A 17,676-nucleotide genomic window follows, 5' to 3' on the forward strand; every position below is an offset into this window, starting at 1 on the left:
CGTGCGCGGCAGGGTTCTCGTCGGGACGATCGGGTTAGTGGTCGTGGCTTTCTGGGTCGCGACGGCGATCGTCCTGCGCGCGTCGTGGGGCGTCGTCGAAGAGATCGCCCACGCCGCGACGCTGGCCGAGATCGGACCCCATCCGCAGAGCACCATCGTCTACGACCGGCACGATCGCCCGGTGTTTTCGTTCTACTTCGAGCAGCGGGAAGACGTACCGCTCGAGCGCATCTCGCCTCGCATGATCGACGCGCTGCTGGCGGTCGAGGATCGACGCTTCTACAGCCATCACGGGCTCGACGGGGTGCGCATCCTGAAAGCCGCGTGGCGCAACTGGCGCGCCGGCCGGATCCTCGAAGGCGGGAGTACGCTGACGCAGCAGCTGGCGCGGCTCGAACAGTTGACACCGCGGCGCACCTTCGAACGCAAGGTCCGTGAAGCGGCGATCGCGGTGCGCCTCGAGGAGCGCTATTCGAAGGCCGAGATCCTGAGCGCGTATCTGAACGCCGTGTATTTCGGCGAGGGCTACTACGGCGTCGAGGCGGCGGCGCGCGGCTACTTCGGCAAGCCGGCGGCGGCGCTGGAACCGCACGAGGCGGCGCTGCTCGCCGCGCTCGTGCGATCGCCGATCTTGTACTCCCCGTCCGCGGCGCCAGAGCGGGCCCTGGCGCGTCGCAACCTGGTGCTGCGCGTGATGCGCGACACGGGCCGCCTGACCGCGGCCGACTACGCGCACGCGCGAGGCATGCCGCTCCTGCCACCGGCGATCGGTCGCGCCGCGGATCACGACCGCGACTGCGGCCGCTACTACGAGGAGGAGGTGCGCCGGGAGCTGATCGCCCGGTTCGGCGGCAAGCAGGTGCTGCGCGGCGGCCTGCACGTCTACACGGGCTATGACCAAGAGATGCAGTGTGCGGCCGACGCGTCGATCGACGCGCGCGTCGCGCAGGTTGCGCGTGCGCAGAAATCGGCGCGCGATCTCGAGGCCAGCCTGGTCGCGATCGATCCGGCGTCGGGCGAAGTGCGGGCGCTGGTCGGCGGGCGTGACTCCGGGTCGACGGGTTACAACCGCGCCACGCAGGCACGCCGCCAGCCCGGCTCCGCGTTCAAGCCGATCGTCTACGCGGCCGCGCTGGAGCACGGGATGGCGCCGGCATCGGTCCTGCGAGATCTCGATGAACCGATCATGACCGCCGACGGACCGTGGCTGCCGGCCGGCGAGCACGAGGCCGGCGACTACTCGCTGCGCGATGCGCTCCGGCTCTCCAGCAACCGTGCGGCGGCGCAACTGCTGCAGCGGGTCGGCATCTCGCAGGCGACCTATTACGCGCAGCGTCTCGGCATCGAGTCGCCGATGCCCGCCGTGCCGTCGCTCGCGCTCGGCACCGGGTCCGTCACGCTGCTCGAACTCACGTCCGCCTACGCCGCCTTTGCCAATAGCGGCGTCGCGATCGCGCCGCATCTCATTACCCGCGTCGAAGACGCGGCCGGCACACCGCTGTGGACGGACGTGCCGATGCGACGGCAGGCGGTGACGCCCGCCACGGCGTTTCTCATGAGCAGCATGCTCGCCGACGTCATAGACTCGGGGACCGCGACGAGCGCGCGCGCCGCCGGATTCAAGTTACCCGCCGCGGGCAAGACGGGGACCACCGACGACTATACCGACGGCTGGTTCGTGGGCTACACGCCGCACCTCGTGGCCGGCGTCTGGTTCGGCCTCGACAAGCCCGCGCCGATCATGGCCCGCGGCTTCGCGGCGGTGGTGGCGGTGCCGGCCTGGGCCGCGTTCATGAAACGGGCGACGGTGCACGATCGTCCCGACGCGTTCCAGCCGCCGCCCGACGTCGAGAAGGCGACCGTGTGCCGACTCACCGGCATGCTCGCCACCGACGCCTGCCGTCATGGCTGGACTGGCGTGAACTACGTTCAGGCTGGCGTGGTCGATCTGCCGGGAGAGCCGATCGGCGCGAGCGGCCGGAGTGCCGGAGCGCCGCCGAAGACGCGGGCGAGTGTCTACGACGACTACTTTCCCATCGGCAGCGTTCCGACCGCCCCGTGCCCGATTCACGGCTCGGCGAGCGTACCGGACGCGGCCGGCTCTTTCGGAGCACCTCAGTCGGACGCGGCCGGGACGATCCCCGGGTCCTACCAGTCGTCCGCCAGCAGCGTTGAACGCCTCGTCGGCGCCGACGGCCGCGTCACCTGGGTGATCCGCCATCCGTGATCCCCGCGGGGTCCGCGGGCTGGCACGCGGGACACCAGTAGGTCAGGCGCGCATGAGGGCCTTGCGCCTCCACCAGGATCGGCGTGCCGCAGCGGCGGCACGGGCGGCGCGCCCGCCCGTACACATAGCGGTGCTGAGCCGGATCGCTGCCGCGAGTCCTGCGATAGCCGAGATACGTCGTGATTCCGCCCAGCCCGGTCACGTTTGCCAGCAGCAACTTCCGCGCGGTGTGAAGCAGGGCGAGCAGGCGCTCGCCGGCGATCTCGGCGACCGGGGCGAACGGGTTGACGCGGCAGATGAACAGCACCTCGGACTTGTAGACGTTGCCGATGCCGGCGACGACGCGCTGGTCGAGGAGGACGTCGGCGATGGCGTCGCGGCCGCTCGCGCGGACGCGCCGAAAGGCCTCGGTCTCGTCGAACGTGTCACCGAGCAGATCCGGTCCGAGTGAGCGCAGCGCGGGCTGGCGCGCCTCGGCGCGCGCATCGAGCCACTCGGCGATCGGCACGCTGAAGGCGACCGCCTCGAATCGCGCGGTGGCGACGACGATCCGCATGTCACGCCGGGCTCGCCGCCACCGCTCGCCCGGACGATAGACGTGCCAGGCGCCGTTCATCCGCATGTGCGAGCGCAGCACGAGATTGCCGGAGAACCGCATCAGGACGTGCTTGCCCGCCGCTTCGACCTGCTCGACTGTGCGTCCGGTGATCGGCGTGTCCTCGTGAACGCGGGTGAGCGCCGGCAGGACCGATTCGAAGCGGACCACACGGTCGCCCGCCAGCGCACGATTCAGCGTCCGGGCGGTTCGAAAAGTCGCATCGCCTTCGGGCATCGATTCAGTCCGATGACGCCGCGGGAGGCCGCCGCATCTGGAATCCCAGGGCAGACGGATGGAAGCCGGACTCGACGAGGAAGGCGGCGAGCGGGTGGAGCGCGGGATCGCCGCCGTTGACTTCGGCGACGAGCAGGCCGCCGCGCGAATCGTGACGGGCGAGCGAGGCGAGCGCCCCGGCCAGCGCCCGGCCGGTGAGCGATCGCTGCGGCTCGTCCTCGGGCAGCCACGCCACCACCTGGCGGCCGCCGCGCGGCACGTACGCGGCGAGCGCGCCGTTGACGAGCACGACGAGAGCGCCGGCCGTCCGGGTGGGCGCGCGGCCCGCGCCAGACTCACCCGGCGGCGGCTCCGGCCACTTCAGCATGGTGCCGTAGGGATTGGCGGGATCGGTGGCGGCGATCGTGAGCACCTCGGGGTCGTCGGGCCGTTCGCGCAGCGAGCGGAGCAGTTCGAGCGCGGGCGGCAGCGCGAATTGCGTGGCGCCGACGCCGCCGATGAAATACCCGCGGCGCACCCGGCCTTGATCCTCGAGCGCTTTCAGCACGTCGTAGACCGCGGCGAATCCTCCGGCGATTCCCTCCGCGCCCGCCACGTCGCGCGTCACCACGCCGTAGCGCGCGAGCAGCTGCTGCGCGGTAGCGGTCGACCACTGCGTATCGGAGACGCGCGCCTGGACGCGATCGCCGAGCCGCGACCAGCGTCCTTCCGCCGACGGCGGCGCGGCGCGGCGGCTGCGGAAGGCGGCGGGACTTCGCTGCCGCCCGTGGCGTCGCGCGCGCCGCTCGGGCGCCCGGGTGAAGGCGCGCAGCGCGTGGAAGGTGTCGTTCGTCACCAGTCCCTTCCAGACCAGGTCCCACAGGGCCTCGACCGTCTCGCCTGGGTAGCCGCCGCCGGCCGCCTCGTGCAGCGCTGCGAAGAACGATGCCCCGTGTGTGCCGAGATGCGCGAGCAGCGCCTGCTCGCGCGGGCCGGGCTCGCCGATCGCCGGCGGCCGCCACAGGCGCCCGAGTTGATCGGTGAGGTAGAGCGCCACGCGTCCGTCGCGGTCGCCGACCGGCTCGATGCCGCGCCACACGACTTCGCCGGCGGACGCCAGCGCGTCGAGATCGGCGGGCGTATAGCCGTGGACGCGGGCGGCAAGGATGTCGCGTTCGAGGATCGACGCCGAGAGCGGCGCGCCCTGCAGGTTCTCGATCGCGTCGAGCAGCGCATCGAGACCGGCGCGGGGCCGCACGAGCCCCTGCCATGACGTGACGAGCCGCGCGAGCACAGGCGGCTCGACGGGCTCGACCTCGCGGCGCAGCTTGGCGAGCGAGCGGCGCCGGATGGTCTGGAGCACTTCCGGATCGCACCATTCGCGGCCGCTGCCGCCGGGACGGAATTCCCCTTCGATGACGCGGCCGGCCGCGGCGAGAATCGTCAGCAGCCCTTCGGCGGCGGCGCGGCCCAGACCGTAGCGTGCGGCGAACTCCGCGGTGGTGAACGGCGCATGCGTGCGCGCATAGCGCCGCGCCAGATCGAGCGCCGCGTCCGCGACCGGCGCCAGCAGCCCCTCCGGCAGTCCCGGCGGCAGCGCGGCGCCGAGCGCGTCGCGATAGCGTGCGGCGTACTCGATCGGGATGCACCGCGCCGCGGCGCCGACGCCGATCTCGATGACCCGGCGGCCGCGCCGAAGCGCGTCGAGCGGCTGGTCGACCGCGATGGTGGCCCGCGCCGCGATCTCCTCGCGCGTCAGGTCGCCGAGGTGGAGCAGCAGATCGTGAATCGCGTCAGCCGAGCGGGCGCGGTAACGGGCGTCGAGCTGCTGCAACTGCGCCTCGACGTCGGCCAACGCGTCGCCGTCGAGCAGTTCGCGGAGCTCCGCCTCGCCGAGCAGCTCGCGCAGCTGCGCCTGATCGATCGCCAGCGCCTGCGCCCGGCGCTCCGCCAGCGGCGCGTCGCCGTCGTAGATATAGTTGGCCGCATAGCCGAACAGGAGCGCCGAGGCGAACGGCGACGGCAGCGTCGAATCGACGGTGACGCTGCGGATCTCGCGCGCTTCGATCCGGCGCAGCGTGTCGACGAGTGCCGGGATGTCGAACACGTCGCGCAGCACTTCCCGGAAGGCCTCGAGCACGATCGGGAACGATCCGAACCGGGCCGCGACCGCCAGGAGATCGGCGGCGCGCTTGCGCTGCTGCCACAGCGGGGTCCGGCCGCCGGGGCGGCGTCGCGGCAGCAGCAGCGCCCGGGCGGCCGCCTCGCGGAACTTCGCGGCGAAGAGCGCCGTGCCGCCGAGCTGCCTGACGACGAGCGCTTCCGCTTCGCTCGACGCCGGCATCAGCAGGCCCGGATCGGGCGGCGCCTCGGTCTCCGGGAAGCGCACCACGAACCCGTCGTCGGTCCACATCGTCTCGGCATCGATGCCGGTTTCGGCCTTGACGCGTTCGATCACCGCCATCGCCCACGGGGCGTGGATGCGTCCGCCGAACGGCGAGAGCAGGCAGATGCGCCAGTCGCCGAGCTCGTCGCGCAGGCGCTCGACGACGATCGTCCGATCGTCGGGGACCGCGCCGGTCGCCGCCGCCTGATCGGCGAGGTAGCGCAGCAGGTTCTCCGCGGCGCGGGCATCCAGATCGTGCTGCCGGCGCAGCCGCGAGACGGCGGCGGCCGCCGGCATCTCGCGGAGGCTTCGCACCAGTTCGCCGATGTGGCGACCGAGCTCGAGCGGCCGGCCCGCCGTGTCGGCCTTCCAGAACGGCATCTTGCCCGGTTGGCCCGGGGCGGGCGACACGATGACGCGGTCGTGGGTGATTTCCTCGATCCGCCAGGTCGAGGCGCCCAGCAGGAACGTCTCGCCGACGCGGCTCTCGAACACCATTTCTTCGTCGAGCTCCCCGACGCGCGCGCCGGGGCCCCGCTCGCCGACGAGAAACACGCCATAGAGCCCGCGATCGGGAATCGTGCCGCCGTTGATCACGGCGACGCGCTTCGCCCCCTCGCGGGCCGTGACCTGGTTGTTCAGGCGATCCCACGTCAGGCGCGGACGCAGATCGGCGAAGTCGTCGGAGGGATAGCGCCCCGACAGCATGTCGAGGACGCCCTCGAAGATCGCGCGGCTCACGTCCGCGAACGGCGCCGCGCCGCGCACCGCGGTGAAGAGCGCGTCGACGTCCCACGGCTCCATCGCGACCATCGCGACCACCTGCTGCGCCAGCACGTCGAGCGGGTTGCGCGGATAGCGGATCGACTCGATGCGGGCCTCGTGCATGGCGCGCGTGACGGCGGCGCAGGCGATCAGGTCGCCGCGGTACTTGGGCACGATGATGCCGCGGCTCGGCTGGTCGATGGTGTGGCCGGAGCGGCCGATCCGCTGCATGCCGCTGGCGACTGACGGCGGCGCCTCGATCTGCACGACCAGGTCGATCGCGCCCATGTCGATCCCCAGTTCGAGCGACGAGGTGGCGACCAGGCCGCGGATCTGTCCAGCCTTGAGGCGGTCTTCGATCTCGATGCGCTGCGGCCGCGCCAGCGATCCGTGGTGGGCGCGGAGCAGCGGTTCGCCGGCCAGCTCGTTGAGGGCGCCGGCGATCCGCTCCGCGATGCGGCGGCTGTTCACGAAGATGAGCGTCGAGCGGTGCGATCGCACCAGTTCGAGCAGACGAGGGTAGATGGCCGCCCAGATCGAGGCGCGATTGCCGCCGGCGGCGGGTCCGCTCACGATCTCGTCCGGTTCCCCCATGCGCGCCATGTCCTCGACCGGCACCTCGATGGTGAGCTCCAGCTGCTTCTTCAGCGACGTGTCGACAATGGTGACGGGGCGGAACGTGCCGGGCCCGGAGCGCCCGGCGAACTCGTCGTGCAGCGCCTCCCTGGCGTCAGCGCCGCGCCCCTTGGCTCGGCTCCGGCCGCGGCCCGACCCCGCGTCGACTCCGCCGAGGAAGCGCGCCACTTCGTCGAGCGGCCGCTGCGTCGCCGACAGGCCGATCCGCTGCGGCGGTGCCGCGGCCAGCGCCTGCAGGCGCTCGAGCGACAGCGCCAGGTGCCCCCCGCGCTTGGTCGGCACCAGCGCGTGGATCTCGTCGACGATCACCGTCTCGATCGAGCGGAGCGCCTCTCGCGCGTTCGAGGTGAGCAGCAGGTACAGCGATTCCGGCGTCGTGATCAGGATGTCGGCGGGCTCCCGCTGAAAGCGCGCACGTTCGGCGGCGGGCGTGTCGCCGCTCCGAATCGCGACGGTCGGCATGCGGAACGGCTCGTTGCGCGCGGCGGCGCGATTGGCGATGCCGGCGATCGGCGAGCGCAGATTCCGTTCGACGTCGACGGCGAGTGCCTTCAGCGGAGAGATATAGAGGACGCGCGCGCCGGCGTCACCGCCGCGGCGTGGCCGGGATTCGCGCGGGGCGCGCGAGCCGAAGATAACCTGGTTGATCGCCCACAAGAAGGCGGCGAGGGTCTTGCCGCTGCCGGTTGGCGCGAGGATCAACGTGGACTCGCCGCGCGCGATCGCGGGCCATCCGTGCACCTGGGGCGGCGTCGGCGCCGCAAAACTGGCGCGGAACCATTCGGCGACTGCCGGCTGGAACAGGTCTAATACGTCCGTCCGTTTCGCCACGTTTACCATTCTCTCTTCTGTATTCTGTCTCCTGTCTTCGGTATTCTTAGGTAATGGGAGATTCGGGAGAGGGCCTGGTTGACGCCGAAGCGCGCATCCAGGAACGCATGGAAGAGCGCGAGGCGGACCGCCGGCGCACGGGTGGACCGACGCCGGTCATCGATCCGGAGAAGGTTCGCGAGCGGGAATCGCTGAAGCTGGCGAGGGCCGAGCTGACGCGGCAGGCGACGGCGACGACGCATCCGATACGCAAGAAGCAGATCGACGCCGCGATCGCCGAGATCGATCGCCGGCTCGCCGCCGCGAAGTAGGGCGGGCGCGACGCGGCGCCGGAACGGCTGATCCGTCCACGCCGCCGCGCCTCAGGCGGTCGCGCTGGTCCTGGCCAGGATCTCGCGCAGGTCGTCGGCCTCGAGCGATTCCTGATCGAGCAGCGCTTCCGCCATCGCCTTGACGGTGGTGCGGTTGCGGTCGAGCAGGCGGCCGGCCGCCGCGTAGCTGTCCTGGATGATCTTCTCGATCTCCTCGTCGACGCGGCGCGCCGTCGCTTCGCTCATCGTGTGGCTGCGATCGCCTTCGAACTGGTTGCCGGCCTTGCGGAACGCCCGCATGCCGAGCGACGACATGCCCCACTCGCACACCATGTGCTGGGCGATGTCGGTGGCGCGCTCGATGTCGTTGCTGGCGCCGCTCGTCATGTGGTTCATGAAGAGCTCCTCGGCGACGCGGCCGCCCATCAGCACGGTGATCTGCGCTTCGAGATAGCCGCGGGTATAGGTGTGGCGGTCCTGCTCGGGCAGCTGCATCGTCACGCCCATCGCGCGGCCGCGCGGCACGATCGAGACCTTGTGCAGCGGATCCGCCAGCGGGAGCAGCGCCGCCACGACGGCGTGGCCCGCCTCGTGATACGCGCAGTTGACGCGGTCCAGCTCACTGAGCTGGACGGACCGGCGCTCGACGCCCATCAGCACCTTGTCGCGTGCGCGCTCCATGTCGCGCCCGTCGACGCGGCCGCGTCCGTCGCGGGCGGTAGCGAGCGCGGCCTCGTTGACCAGGTTGGCGAGATCGGCGCCGGAGAAACCAGGCGTGCCGCGGGCGATCGCGCGCAGGTTTACGTCGTCGGCCATCGCGATCCGCCGGCTGTGCACGCTGAGAATCGCCTCACGCCCCTTCACGTCGGGGTTGCCGACCATCACCTGGCGGTCGAAGCGTCCCGGACGGAGCAGCGCGGGGTCGAGGATGTCCTGCCGGTTGGTCGCCGCTATGACGACGATGCCGCGCGCCGATTCGAAGCCGTCCATCTCGACCAGCAACTGGTTCAACGTCTGTTCGCGCTCTTCGTGGCTGAGCGAGCTGCCGCCGCGGCTGCGACCGACCGCATCGAGCTCGTCGATGAAGACGATGCACGACTTGTGACGACGCGCATCCTTGAACAGCCGGCGCACCCGGGCGGCGCCGACCCCGGCATACATTTCGACGAAGTCGGATCCGCTGGCGAAGATGAACGGCACGCCGGCCTCGCCGGCGATCGATCGCGCCAGCAGCGTCTTGCCGGTGCCCGGCGGCCCGATGAGCAGGACCCCCTTCGGGATCCGGCCGCCGATCGTCTCGAAGCGCTCGGGCTGCCGCAGGAACTCGACGATCTCTTTGACTTCGTCCTTCGCCTCGTCGACCCCGGCCACGTCCTGGAACGTCACGACCTGGCTGTCGCGGTCGGCGACTCTGGCGCGGCCCGGTGTGTGAATGCGGCCGGCCGTCGTGCGGTACACGGTGAACCCGAGCAGCGCGAGAAAGAGGCCGCTCAGCGCGATGGCGCCAGGGTTGAAGGCGCCGGGCTCGGCCACGGGCTGGGCCTCGATGCGAACGCCGCGCTGCGTCAGCGTGGCGAGGAACGCATCCGAGACGAGGAAGTTCGGCGGCGGCACCGTGCGCGCGTGCCGGCCGTCGCGCAGCTCGAGGGCGATGGCGCCGTCGGCGAACCGGACCTGGGTGATGGCGCCGCGGTCGATCTGTTGCAGGAACTCGGAGAACGCGAGATCCGGCGGCGTCGGGCGAGGACGCAGCAGGGCATATCCGATTGCGGCCAGCGCGCAGACGACGAGCGCAGCGGGCATGTAGAAGCGAGGGCGCTTGAACTGCGGTGGCACCAAAACAGACCTCCAGCCTGCCACGACTCAGCCTGCAAGCTTGAGTGTGAAAAGACACCCCGCTGGGGATTGGAATGTGCTCAGATTCTACACGATGGCTTACGCCGCAGCCAAGCACGGCCGTATCCGTGCGTGGCTCGTGCACGTGTATACGGCGTCGGGAGCGGTGCTGGCATTCGTCGCCGGCTGCGGCGTCGTGCAGGGCGACTATCGTCTGGCGCTGGCCGCGCTGTTCGCCGCGACCCTCGTCGACGCGACCGACGGAATGCTGGCGCGCCGCGCGCGGGTGTCCGAGGTGCTGCCGGCCATCGACGGCGGACGCATCGACGACATCGTCGACTACCTGACGTTCGTGTTCGTGCCGCTGCTGCTGCTCGAGGCGTCGGGCGGGCTCGCCCGCTGGACCGTCCTGCCGGTGGCGGCGGCGGTGCTGGTGAGTAGCATGTACGGTTTCGTCGCGCCCGATGCCAAGACCGCGGACCATTTCTTCACCGGCTTTCCGTCGTACTGGAACATTGTGGTGCTCTATCTCCTCGCGCTCGGCGCGCCGCCGCTCGTCAACGCCGGCGTGCTTGTGGTGCTGAGCGCGCTGGTCTTCGTCCGCATCGGCTACGTCTATCCAACGCGCACCCCAGAGCTGCGCCGACTCACGCTCGCGTACGGCGCGGTGTGGGCGGCGGCGCTCGCGGCGATGATCGCGCTCTGGCCGTCACCGCCCCGATGGCTGACGATCGGATCGCTGAGCTTCCCCGTCTACTACTTCGTGCTGTCGCTCGTGCTGAACGCCAGACGCCGGATCCCCGGACCTGAAGGTCCGGCCGCCAGATGACCCGGGTCGTGTCCGCCTTGAGGCGGAATCTCATTCCCGGCCTCTACGCGTGCCTCGTCGCGGTCACCGCCATCGTCGTGGTCTGGTCGATGCGCCAGGGATGGGCGGTCTACAAGCTGCGGCGCGGCGTCGGCGACACCTGGTTCTACTCGGCCGACGGCCAGCCCTGGTTCCGGATGGACGAGCAGCGCCACGACGTCCCGATCGACGAGATCGCGCCGGCACTGCGCGACGCGGTGGTGGCGGTCGAGGACCACCGCTTCTATCACCACTTCGGCATCGATCCGATCGGGTTGTCGCGCGCCGTCTTCCGTGACGTCAGCCGCGGCGGGCGGATGGAGGGGGGCAGCACGCTGACGCAGCAGCTCGCGCGCACGCTGTTCCTCTCGAACAAGCGGACGATCGGGCGCAAGGCGCAGGAGGCGGTGATCGCGCTACTGCTCGAGCAGGAGCTGCGCAAGAAGCAGATCCTCGAGCTGTACCTCAACCGCGTCTTCCTGAGCGCCGGCGTCTACGGCGTCGAGACGATGTCGGAAAACATGTACGGCAAGGCGGCGAGCCGGCTGTCGCTGCCCGAGGCGGCGATGATCGCGGGGCTGATTCGCGCGCCATCTGCGCTGTCGCCGTGGTCGAACTATGAAGGCGCGCTCGAGCGCAGCCACACCGTTCTGCGGCGCATGCGCGAGGAAGGCTTCATCTCGGCGCAGCAGGAACAGGCCGCGCTGCGCGCGCCGCCGCGCGTGCTCGGATTTCCCGGCGCCCTCGAGTCACGGCACGGCTACGCCAAGGAATTCCTCCGCCAGCAGTTCCGCGAGCGGTTCGGCGGCGACCATCCACCCGACTGGAGAGTCGAGACGACGTTCGTGCCGGAGCTTCAGGATGCGGCGGAGCGCGCCGTGGAGAACGGCCTGCGCCGCACCGGCAACAGCCAGCTCCAGGCGGCGCTGGTCGCGATCGACCCCGCCACCGGCAATATCCTGGCGATGGTCGGCGGCCGCGACTTCCGCGAGTCGCAGTTCAACCGCGCCTGGCGGAGCCGGCGGCAGCCCGGATCGGCGTTCAAGCCGTTCCTGTTCGCGGCGGCGCTGGCGAGGGGCCTGTCCCCGGTCAGCGTGCTGGACGGTCTGACCCGCATCGCGCCGCAGGGGCCCGACGAGTGGGCGCCGCGCAACGCGCACGCGGAGGACGAAGACACGCTGACGCTGCGCGCCGCGCTGATCGAATCGAACAACCGCGCAGCCGCGCTGCTGCAGCAGAAGATCGGGTCGCGCCCGATCCTCGATCTGGCCGCCGGCGTCGGGCTGCGCGATCTTCCCGACGTCCCCTCGCTGGCGCTCGGAACCGGCGTGGTGACGCCGCTCGACCTCACGACCGCCTATGCGGCGTTCCCCAACGGCGGGTTCGCCGTGCGCCCGCGCGGGATCGCCCGCGTCACCGACGCCGACGGCTCCGTGGCCTGGGACAACCCGGCGCAACAGGACCGCGTCATCGGCGCCGAGGTCGCGTATCAGATGGTGTCGATGCTGGAGGACGTCGTCGATCGCGGGACCGGCTCGACCGCCCGCACGACGTATGGCATCCGCTTCGCGGCGGCGGGGAAGACCGGCACGACCGACGCGTTCAAGGACGCATGGTTCGTGGGGTTCACCTCGTCGACGGTCGCGGGTGTGTGGGTTGGCGAGGATCAGCCTGCGCCGATCGGCCGCGAGGCCTACGGCGCGCGTTATGCGCTGCCGATCTGGGCCGATTTCATCAAGTCGGCGGCGCGCCTGCGTCCGGCCCGCGATTTCGCGCCGCCGCCCGACATGGAGGAGGTGCAGCTGTGCAAGGTCTCGTACCTGCGCCCCGTCGAGGGCTGCCCGGTCTATACGGAGTACTTCAAGTCAGGCGACAACATCCCTACGCAGCTGTGCCCGATCCACCAAGGCACCGTCAAGCAGCAGTTCAAGCGCGCCGTGCAGGGGTTCTTCAGCGGGCTCGGGCGGAAACTGAAGGGGATCTTCCGCTGATCGCCTGAGAGGTCACGACTCCAAAAGAGTCAGGTACGATGCTTCGCTACCGCGCGATCCGCGCGGAGCCGCCCTTGGCGAACGACTCCACCTGTTCGAGCGTGGCCATGCTGGTATCGCCCGGGAACGTCGTCAGCAGCGCGCCGTGCGCCCAGCCGAGACGGACGGCGTCTTCGGGCGGTTTGCCGCTCATCAGCCCGTAGAAGAATCCTGAGGCGAAGCCGTCGCCGCCGCCGACGCGATCGAGGACGTCGAGCGTGCAGGTCGGGGAAACGTGAGTGTTGCCGTTCACCCACGCCACCGCGCCCCACTCGTGGCGGTTCGTCGAGTGCACTTCCCGCAGCGTCGTCGCGACGATCTTGATCTTGGGGAAGCGCGCGACGACCTGCCCCATCATCTCGAAGAACGCGCTCGGATCAAGCTTCGATTTCGCGCTGACCTTCGGGCCCGGAATGCCGAGCCCCTTCTGCAGGTCCTCTTCGTTGCCGACCAGGACGTCGACGTGCTCGACGATGCGGGCGAGGGTCGAGACGGCGCGCTCGGCGCCGCCGGCGGCGGTCCAGAGCTTTTCGCGGTAGTTCAGATCGAGCGAGGTCACGGCGCCGTGCGCCTTGGCGGCCTGCATCGCCTCGACGATCAATTCCGAGGTCGTTGGCGACAGCGCCGCGAAGATGCCGCCGCTGTGGAACCAGCGCACGCCCTTGCCGAAGATTCCCTTCCAGTCGAAATCGCCCGGCTGCAGCAGCCCTGCCGCCTCGTTCGAGCGGTTGTAGAAGACGACCGGTCCGCGGATGCCGAAGCCGCGATCGCTGTAGACCGCCGCCATGTTGGGACCGCGGACGCCATCGTGCTTGAACGTTTTGTAGAACGGCGTGACGCCCATCGCCCGCACCTGGCCCGAGATCAGATCGCCGATCGGGTAGTCGACCATCGCGGTGGCGATCCCGGTGCGCATCCTGAAGCAGTCGGAGAGGTTGGCGGCGCAGTTGAACTCGCCGCCGCTGACGTGGATCTCGCAGCCGTGCGCCCGCCGGAACGGCACGGCCCCAGGGTCGAGGCGATGGACGAGCCCGCCGAGCGCGAGGAAGTCGAGCGCGCCGGACGCCGGGATCGCAAGAGAGGTCGACATGGGCCCTATTATCCGTGTTTCTCCGTCGCTATACTCAGGAGGCCGTGCTCGAAGCCGGGACCATCCTCGACGGCCGCTACGAAGTGATCGAGCCTCTCGCGGAAGGGGGCATGGGCGCCGTCTTCCGCGCCCGCCGCCGCCTGCTCGGGGACGAGGTCGCCATCAAGATCGTGCTCGCCGAGTACGCCACCGACCAGGCGGCGCGCGAGCGCTTCCTGCGCGAGAGCCGCGCCTGCGCGCAGCTGCGCCACCCCAACATCGTCTCGATCTACGACTACAACGTCGACACCGAGGGCCGCCCGTTCCTGGTGATGGAGCTGCTCAGCGGCCCCAGCCTGCGCGTCGAGATGGTCGGGCGCGAGCGCGGGTTCACGATCGCCGAGACGCAGTCGATCATCGTGCCGGTCTGCAGCGCGCTGCAGCTGGCGCACGACCACGGCATCGTGCACCGCGACATGAAGCCGTCCAACGTCGTGGCGCACGATTTCGGGGGCGGCACCCGCCTCTACAAGATCGTCGACTTCGGGCTCGTCCGCGAGCTCGGCTCCGACTCGACGCGGCTGACCTTGGAGCACGAGTTCGTCGGCACGTTCACCTACGCCTCCCCCGAGCAGCTGGTCGGCGCGGCGCTCGACGCCCGGGCGGATCAGTACAGCGTGGCCGTCATCGTCTACGAGCTGCTGACCGGCCATCCGCCCTTCGAGAAGGACGATCCGGCGCAGCTCATCACCGCGGTCCTGCAGCAGCCGACGCCGCCGCCGTCGCAATACCGTAGCGACCTGCCGAAGTGGATCGACATCGTGCTCGGCCGCGCTCTGGCGAAGGCGCCGGAGCACCGCTACCCGACGATCGCGGCGTTCGCGGCCGCGCTGCACGGCGGCGACGGCGGACGGTCGACGATTGTCACGAGCGGGCTGGCGCCGGCCGCCGCAGCCGGCGGGATGCTCGGCACCTACGACTTCGGCGAGCGGCTCGGCGCCGGACGTCTTGGGAGCGAAGTCTTCCGCGGCACGCACCGCGCGCTCGGACATCCGGTGGCGATCCGGATGCTGCGGCGCGGTCCGGATCGCAACTGGGAGGCGGTGCGCGACCGGTTTCTCCGCGAGGCGAAGACCCTGCAGGTGGCGCATCCGTCCATCCTGCAGGTCCGCGACTACGGCGAAGAAGGAGACCTCGTCTACCTGGTCACCGATTTCGTGGAGGGGCCCAGCCTGCGCCAGCTCCTCCAGCAGGATGGCTCGATTCCGTGGCCGCGGCTGCAGCCGCTTCTCGCGCAGCTCGTGGAGGCGGCCACGGCGATGCATCGCAAAGGCGGGCTGCTCTGCGGCCTCAGCCCGGACATCATGCGCGTCGCCAGCGACGAAGACGGCGCGCGCCTGATGATCTCGAGCGCCGGGATCTGGCAGGCGCAGGACCTGCTGGCGACGATGGGGGACGCGACGCTGCATGGAAGCGGCCTCGCGGACCTCGAGCTGCTGTACGTCGCGCCTGAGCTGCTCACCGGGCAGAGCGCCGACGTGCGCGCCGACGTCTTCACGATCGGCGTGCTCGCCTACGAGATGGCCACCGGCGTGCCTCCGTATACGGGTGCGAACATGCCGGCCCTGCTCGGCGCGATGCTGCGCGGGCAGCCGGCCGACCCGCGCGCGCTGCAGCCGACGCTGCCTGAGGCGGCGGCATCCGCCATCCGCGCCGCGCTCGCGCCGTCTCCCGATGCGCGTCCGCAGACCGCGCGCGCCTTCGGCGCGGCTCTCAAGGCCTGAGCGGCGCGGCGGGCCTGAAGGCCCGCGCTACGGGAGGGGCGTGGCGGGCCTGAAGGCCGCCCTGCAGGCGGGTGTGGCAGACCTGAAGGCCCGCCCTTTATTGACACGCCTCCTATGGCATCCCGATCGCGTCGAAGACGAACGTCAGGATGTCGGCGTCCTCCTCGATGACCTTGGCGATCGGCTTGCCGGCGCCATGTCCGGCCTTCGTCTCGATCCGGATCAGGAACGGTCCGCCTTCCGCGTCGGCCTGCAACCGCGCCGCAAACTTGCGCGCCATGCCGGGCGCGACGCGATCGTCGGTGTCGGCAGTCATCACCAGCGCCGGCGGATAGCGTTCGCCGCTCCGGACGTTGTGGTACGGCGAATAGGCAAGCAGATACGGGAACTGCCCAGGGTCGTCTGCCGATCCGTACTCCGGAATCCAGAAGCGGCCGACCGTGAACAGGTGATACCGCAGCATGTCGGCGACCGGCACGCGGCAGACGACGGCGCCGAAGAGATCCGGGCGCTGCAGCATCGCGGCCCCGACGAGCAGTCCGCCGTTGCTGCCGCCTTCGATGGCGATTCGCGCCGGCGTCGTCCAGCCCGCCGCGACCAGATGCCCTGCGGCGGCGATGAAATCGTCGAAGACGTTCTGCTTGCGTTCGAGCATGCCGGCGCGATGCCACGCTTCTCCATACTCGCCGCCGCCGCGCAGGTTGGCGAGCGCGAACACGCCGCCGGCGTCGAGGAACGGGAAGTTGCCGGGATCGTAGGCGGGTGTGCGGCTGATGTTGAACCCGCCGTAGCCGCTCAGGAGCACCGGCCGCTCCCCGTCAGGAACGACGCCAGCGCGGTGAACGAGGAACATCGATATGCGCGTGCCGTCCCCGCTCGGATACCACACCTGGGACGTCTGATACCGATCGGCGCCGGCCGCCGGCGGCGGGATACGGTCGAACGATCGGATCGCGCCGTTCGTCCAGATCCACGCCGCCGGCGGATCGACGAACGACGTGAACACGAAGCAGGCGTCGTCGCTGCCCGGCTCCGCGTCGAGCGAGACCAGCGATCCGATCCCCGGCAGCTCGATGTCGCCGACCGGGGCCCCGTCGAGCGTGAAGGTGCGCAGCGTATCGCTCGCGTCGTGGAGGTACGACGCCACGATCCGGTCGCGCGCCATGACGACGGCCGACAGGCGATCGAACGACTCCGCGACGACCTCGCGCAGCCCGCCGGGACTGTCCGGGTCGATGGCGACGATCCGTCCGAGCGGCGCTCCCTGGGTGGTGCGGAAGTAGAGCAGCCCGTTCGCTTCCTCGATGAACTGGTAGGCGGCGTCGAACCCGACGAACAGCGCTCGCGGCTTTCGGGTCTCTGACGCCGGATCCCTCACCTCGACCGCATAGACCTCCGAGTCGTCGCTGGCGCCGCGGTGTGCGGTGACGACCAGCCAGCGCCCGCTCGAGGTGACGCGCACCGACGGCACGACCTCGCGCACGGGGTGCGCGAATATCAGCGGGTCCTGCGACTGGGCGTCGCCAAGCCGATGGAAATAAAGCCGGCCGAAGTACTGCTCGTCGTCGTGGGCCACGCGGCCCGGCTCCGGAAAGCGCAGGTAATAGAAGCCTTCGCCGCCGGCGGTCCACGCGATGCTGGCGAACTTCACCCATTGCAGCACGTCCTCGCGGCCGAGTACGCGCACGATCTGCCGATCGCTGCCGTGGATCGACAACGCGTACGCCACCTGGCGGCCGTCGGGCGACACCTCGTACGCCGTCAGCGCCGTGGTCCGGTCCTCGCTCAACCGGTTCGGGTCGAGGAGCAACTGCGGCTCGGCATGTACGCTGTCCCGGACGTAGAGGATCGGCTGATCGAGCGCGCCGGGATTGTGGGTGTAGAAGTAGCGGCCGCCGCGGCCGACCAGCGACAGCGTGCGCGGGTAGTCGTAGAGCCCGCGCAGGCGCGCCGCCAGTGCGTCGCGGCGCGGTCCGTCGAGGCGCTGCCGCGTGAGCGCGTTCTGGGCGGCCGTCCACACGCCGGTCTCCGGCGACCGGTCGTCTTCGAGCCAGCGGTAGGGATCGTCGACGGTCACGCCGTGAAGCGTCTCGACGATGGCGTCGCGCCGCGCGAGCGGATACTGGTTCATGCGTGTGGGTCC

10 protein-coding genes are annotated in these 17,676 nt (G+C 70.5%); 5 read left to right on the forward strand and 5 right to left on the reverse strand.

Translation table 11 applies throughout. The features are described from left to right. Position 1: 1 nt before the first annotated feature. Positions 2-2,227, forward strand: coding sequence for a PBP1A family penicillin-binding protein (locus VGI12_21095; protein HEY2435180.1), 2,226 nt, complete (start codon positions 2-4; stop codon positions 2,225-2,227). Here the strand turns inward: VGI12_21095 and VGI12_21100 are convergent. Together VGI12_21100 and VGI12_21105 are read right to left on the reverse strand one after the other, a co-directional pair. Next, complete coding sequence (locus VGI12_21100; GenBank protein ID HEY2435181.1) at positions 2,202-3,059, reverse strand: DNA-formamidopyrimidine glycosylase family protein; 858 nt, start codon at positions 3,057-3,059, stop codon at positions 2,202-2,204. The genes VGI12_21095 and VGI12_21100 overlap by 26 nt on opposite strands. A 4-nt stretch (positions 3,060-3,063) precedes the next feature. Continuing rightward, entirely contained in the window at positions 3,064-7,656 is a 4,593-nt protein-coding gene (locus VGI12_21105) for a DEAD/DEAH box helicase (GenBank protein ID HEY2435182.1), read from the reverse strand. A 53-nt stretch (positions 7,657-7,709) separates the two neighbouring features. Between VGI12_21105 and VGI12_21110 the strand changes: the two genes are divergently transcribed. After that, entirely contained in the window at positions 7,710-7,967 is a 258-nt protein-coding gene (locus tag VGI12_21110) for a hypothetical protein (GenBank protein ID HEY2435183.1), read from the forward strand. 51 nt (positions 7,968-8,018) lie between these two features. On the opposite strand, the gene ftsH is transcribed toward VGI12_21110, so the two are convergent. Next, complete coding sequence (ftsH, locus tag VGI12_21115) at positions 8,019-9,803, reverse strand: ATP-dependent zinc metalloprotease FtsH (GenBank protein ID HEY2435184.1); 1,785 nt, start codon at positions 9,801-9,803, stop codon at positions 8,019-8,021. A 76-nt stretch (positions 9,804-9,879) separates the two neighbouring features. Here ftsH and VGI12_21120 point away from each other — a divergent pair, with 76 nt between their 5' ends. Then, the gene (locus VGI12_21120; GenBank protein HEY2435185.1) at positions 9,880-10,632 is read left to right on the forward strand and encodes a CDP-alcohol phosphatidyltransferase family protein; all 753 of its coding nucleotides are present in this window, start codon (positions 9,880-9,882) and stop codon (positions 10,630-10,632) included. Between the two features lie 8 nt (positions 10,633-10,640). Further along, positions 10,641-12,641 (forward strand): PBP1A family penicillin-binding protein, encoded by a 2,001-nt coding sequence (locus tag VGI12_21125; protein ID HEY2435186.1) that lies wholly within the window; start codon positions 10,641-10,643, stop codon positions 12,639-12,641. Positions 12,642-12,687: 46 nt separating this feature from the next. On the opposite strand, the gene VGI12_21130 is transcribed toward VGI12_21125, so the two are convergent. Then, entirely contained in the window at positions 12,688-13,770 is a 1,083-nt protein-coding gene (locus VGI12_21130) for a sugar kinase (GenBank protein HEY2435187.1), read from the reverse strand. 44 nt (positions 13,771-13,814) lie between these two features. Here VGI12_21130 and VGI12_21135 point away from each other — a divergent pair, with 44 nt between their 5' ends. Continuing rightward, positions 13,815-15,533, forward strand: a complete 1,719-nt coding sequence (locus VGI12_21135) for a serine/threonine-protein kinase (GenBank protein HEY2435188.1) — start codon at positions 13,815-13,817, stop codon at positions 15,531-15,533. Between the two features lie 112 nt (positions 15,534-15,645). Here VGI12_21135 and VGI12_21140 read toward each other — a convergent pair whose 3' ends face one another. Next, positions 15,646-17,664, reverse strand: a complete 2,019-nt coding sequence (locus VGI12_21140; GenBank protein HEY2435189.1) for a prolyl oligopeptidase family serine peptidase — start codon at positions 17,662-17,664, stop codon at positions 15,646-15,648. Between the last annotated feature and the right edge of the window lie 12 nt (positions 17,665-17,676).

The organism is Vicinamibacterales bacterium (assembly GCA_036496585.1).
Classification (GTDB): Bacteria; Acidobacteriota; Vicinamibacteria; order Vicinamibacterales; family 2-12-FULL-66-21; genus JAICSD01.

Coding starts and splice junctions, on each gene's coding strand:
- VGI12_21100 (HEY2435181.1), bottom strand. CDS start 3,059: ATGCCCGAAGGCGATGCGACTTTTCGAACCGCCCGGACGCTGAATCGT.
- VGI12_21110 (HEY2435183.1), top strand. CDS start 7,710: ATGGGAGATTCGGGAGAGGGCCTGGTTGACGCCGAAGCGCGCATCCAG.
- VGI12_21130 (HEY2435187.1), bottom strand. CDS start 13,770: ATGTCGACCTCTCTTGCGATCCCGGCGTCCGGCGCGCTCGACTTCCTC.
- VGI12_21140 (HEY2435189.1), bottom strand. CDS start 17,664: ATGAACCAGTATCCGCTCGCGCGGCGCGACGCCATCGTCGAGACGCTT.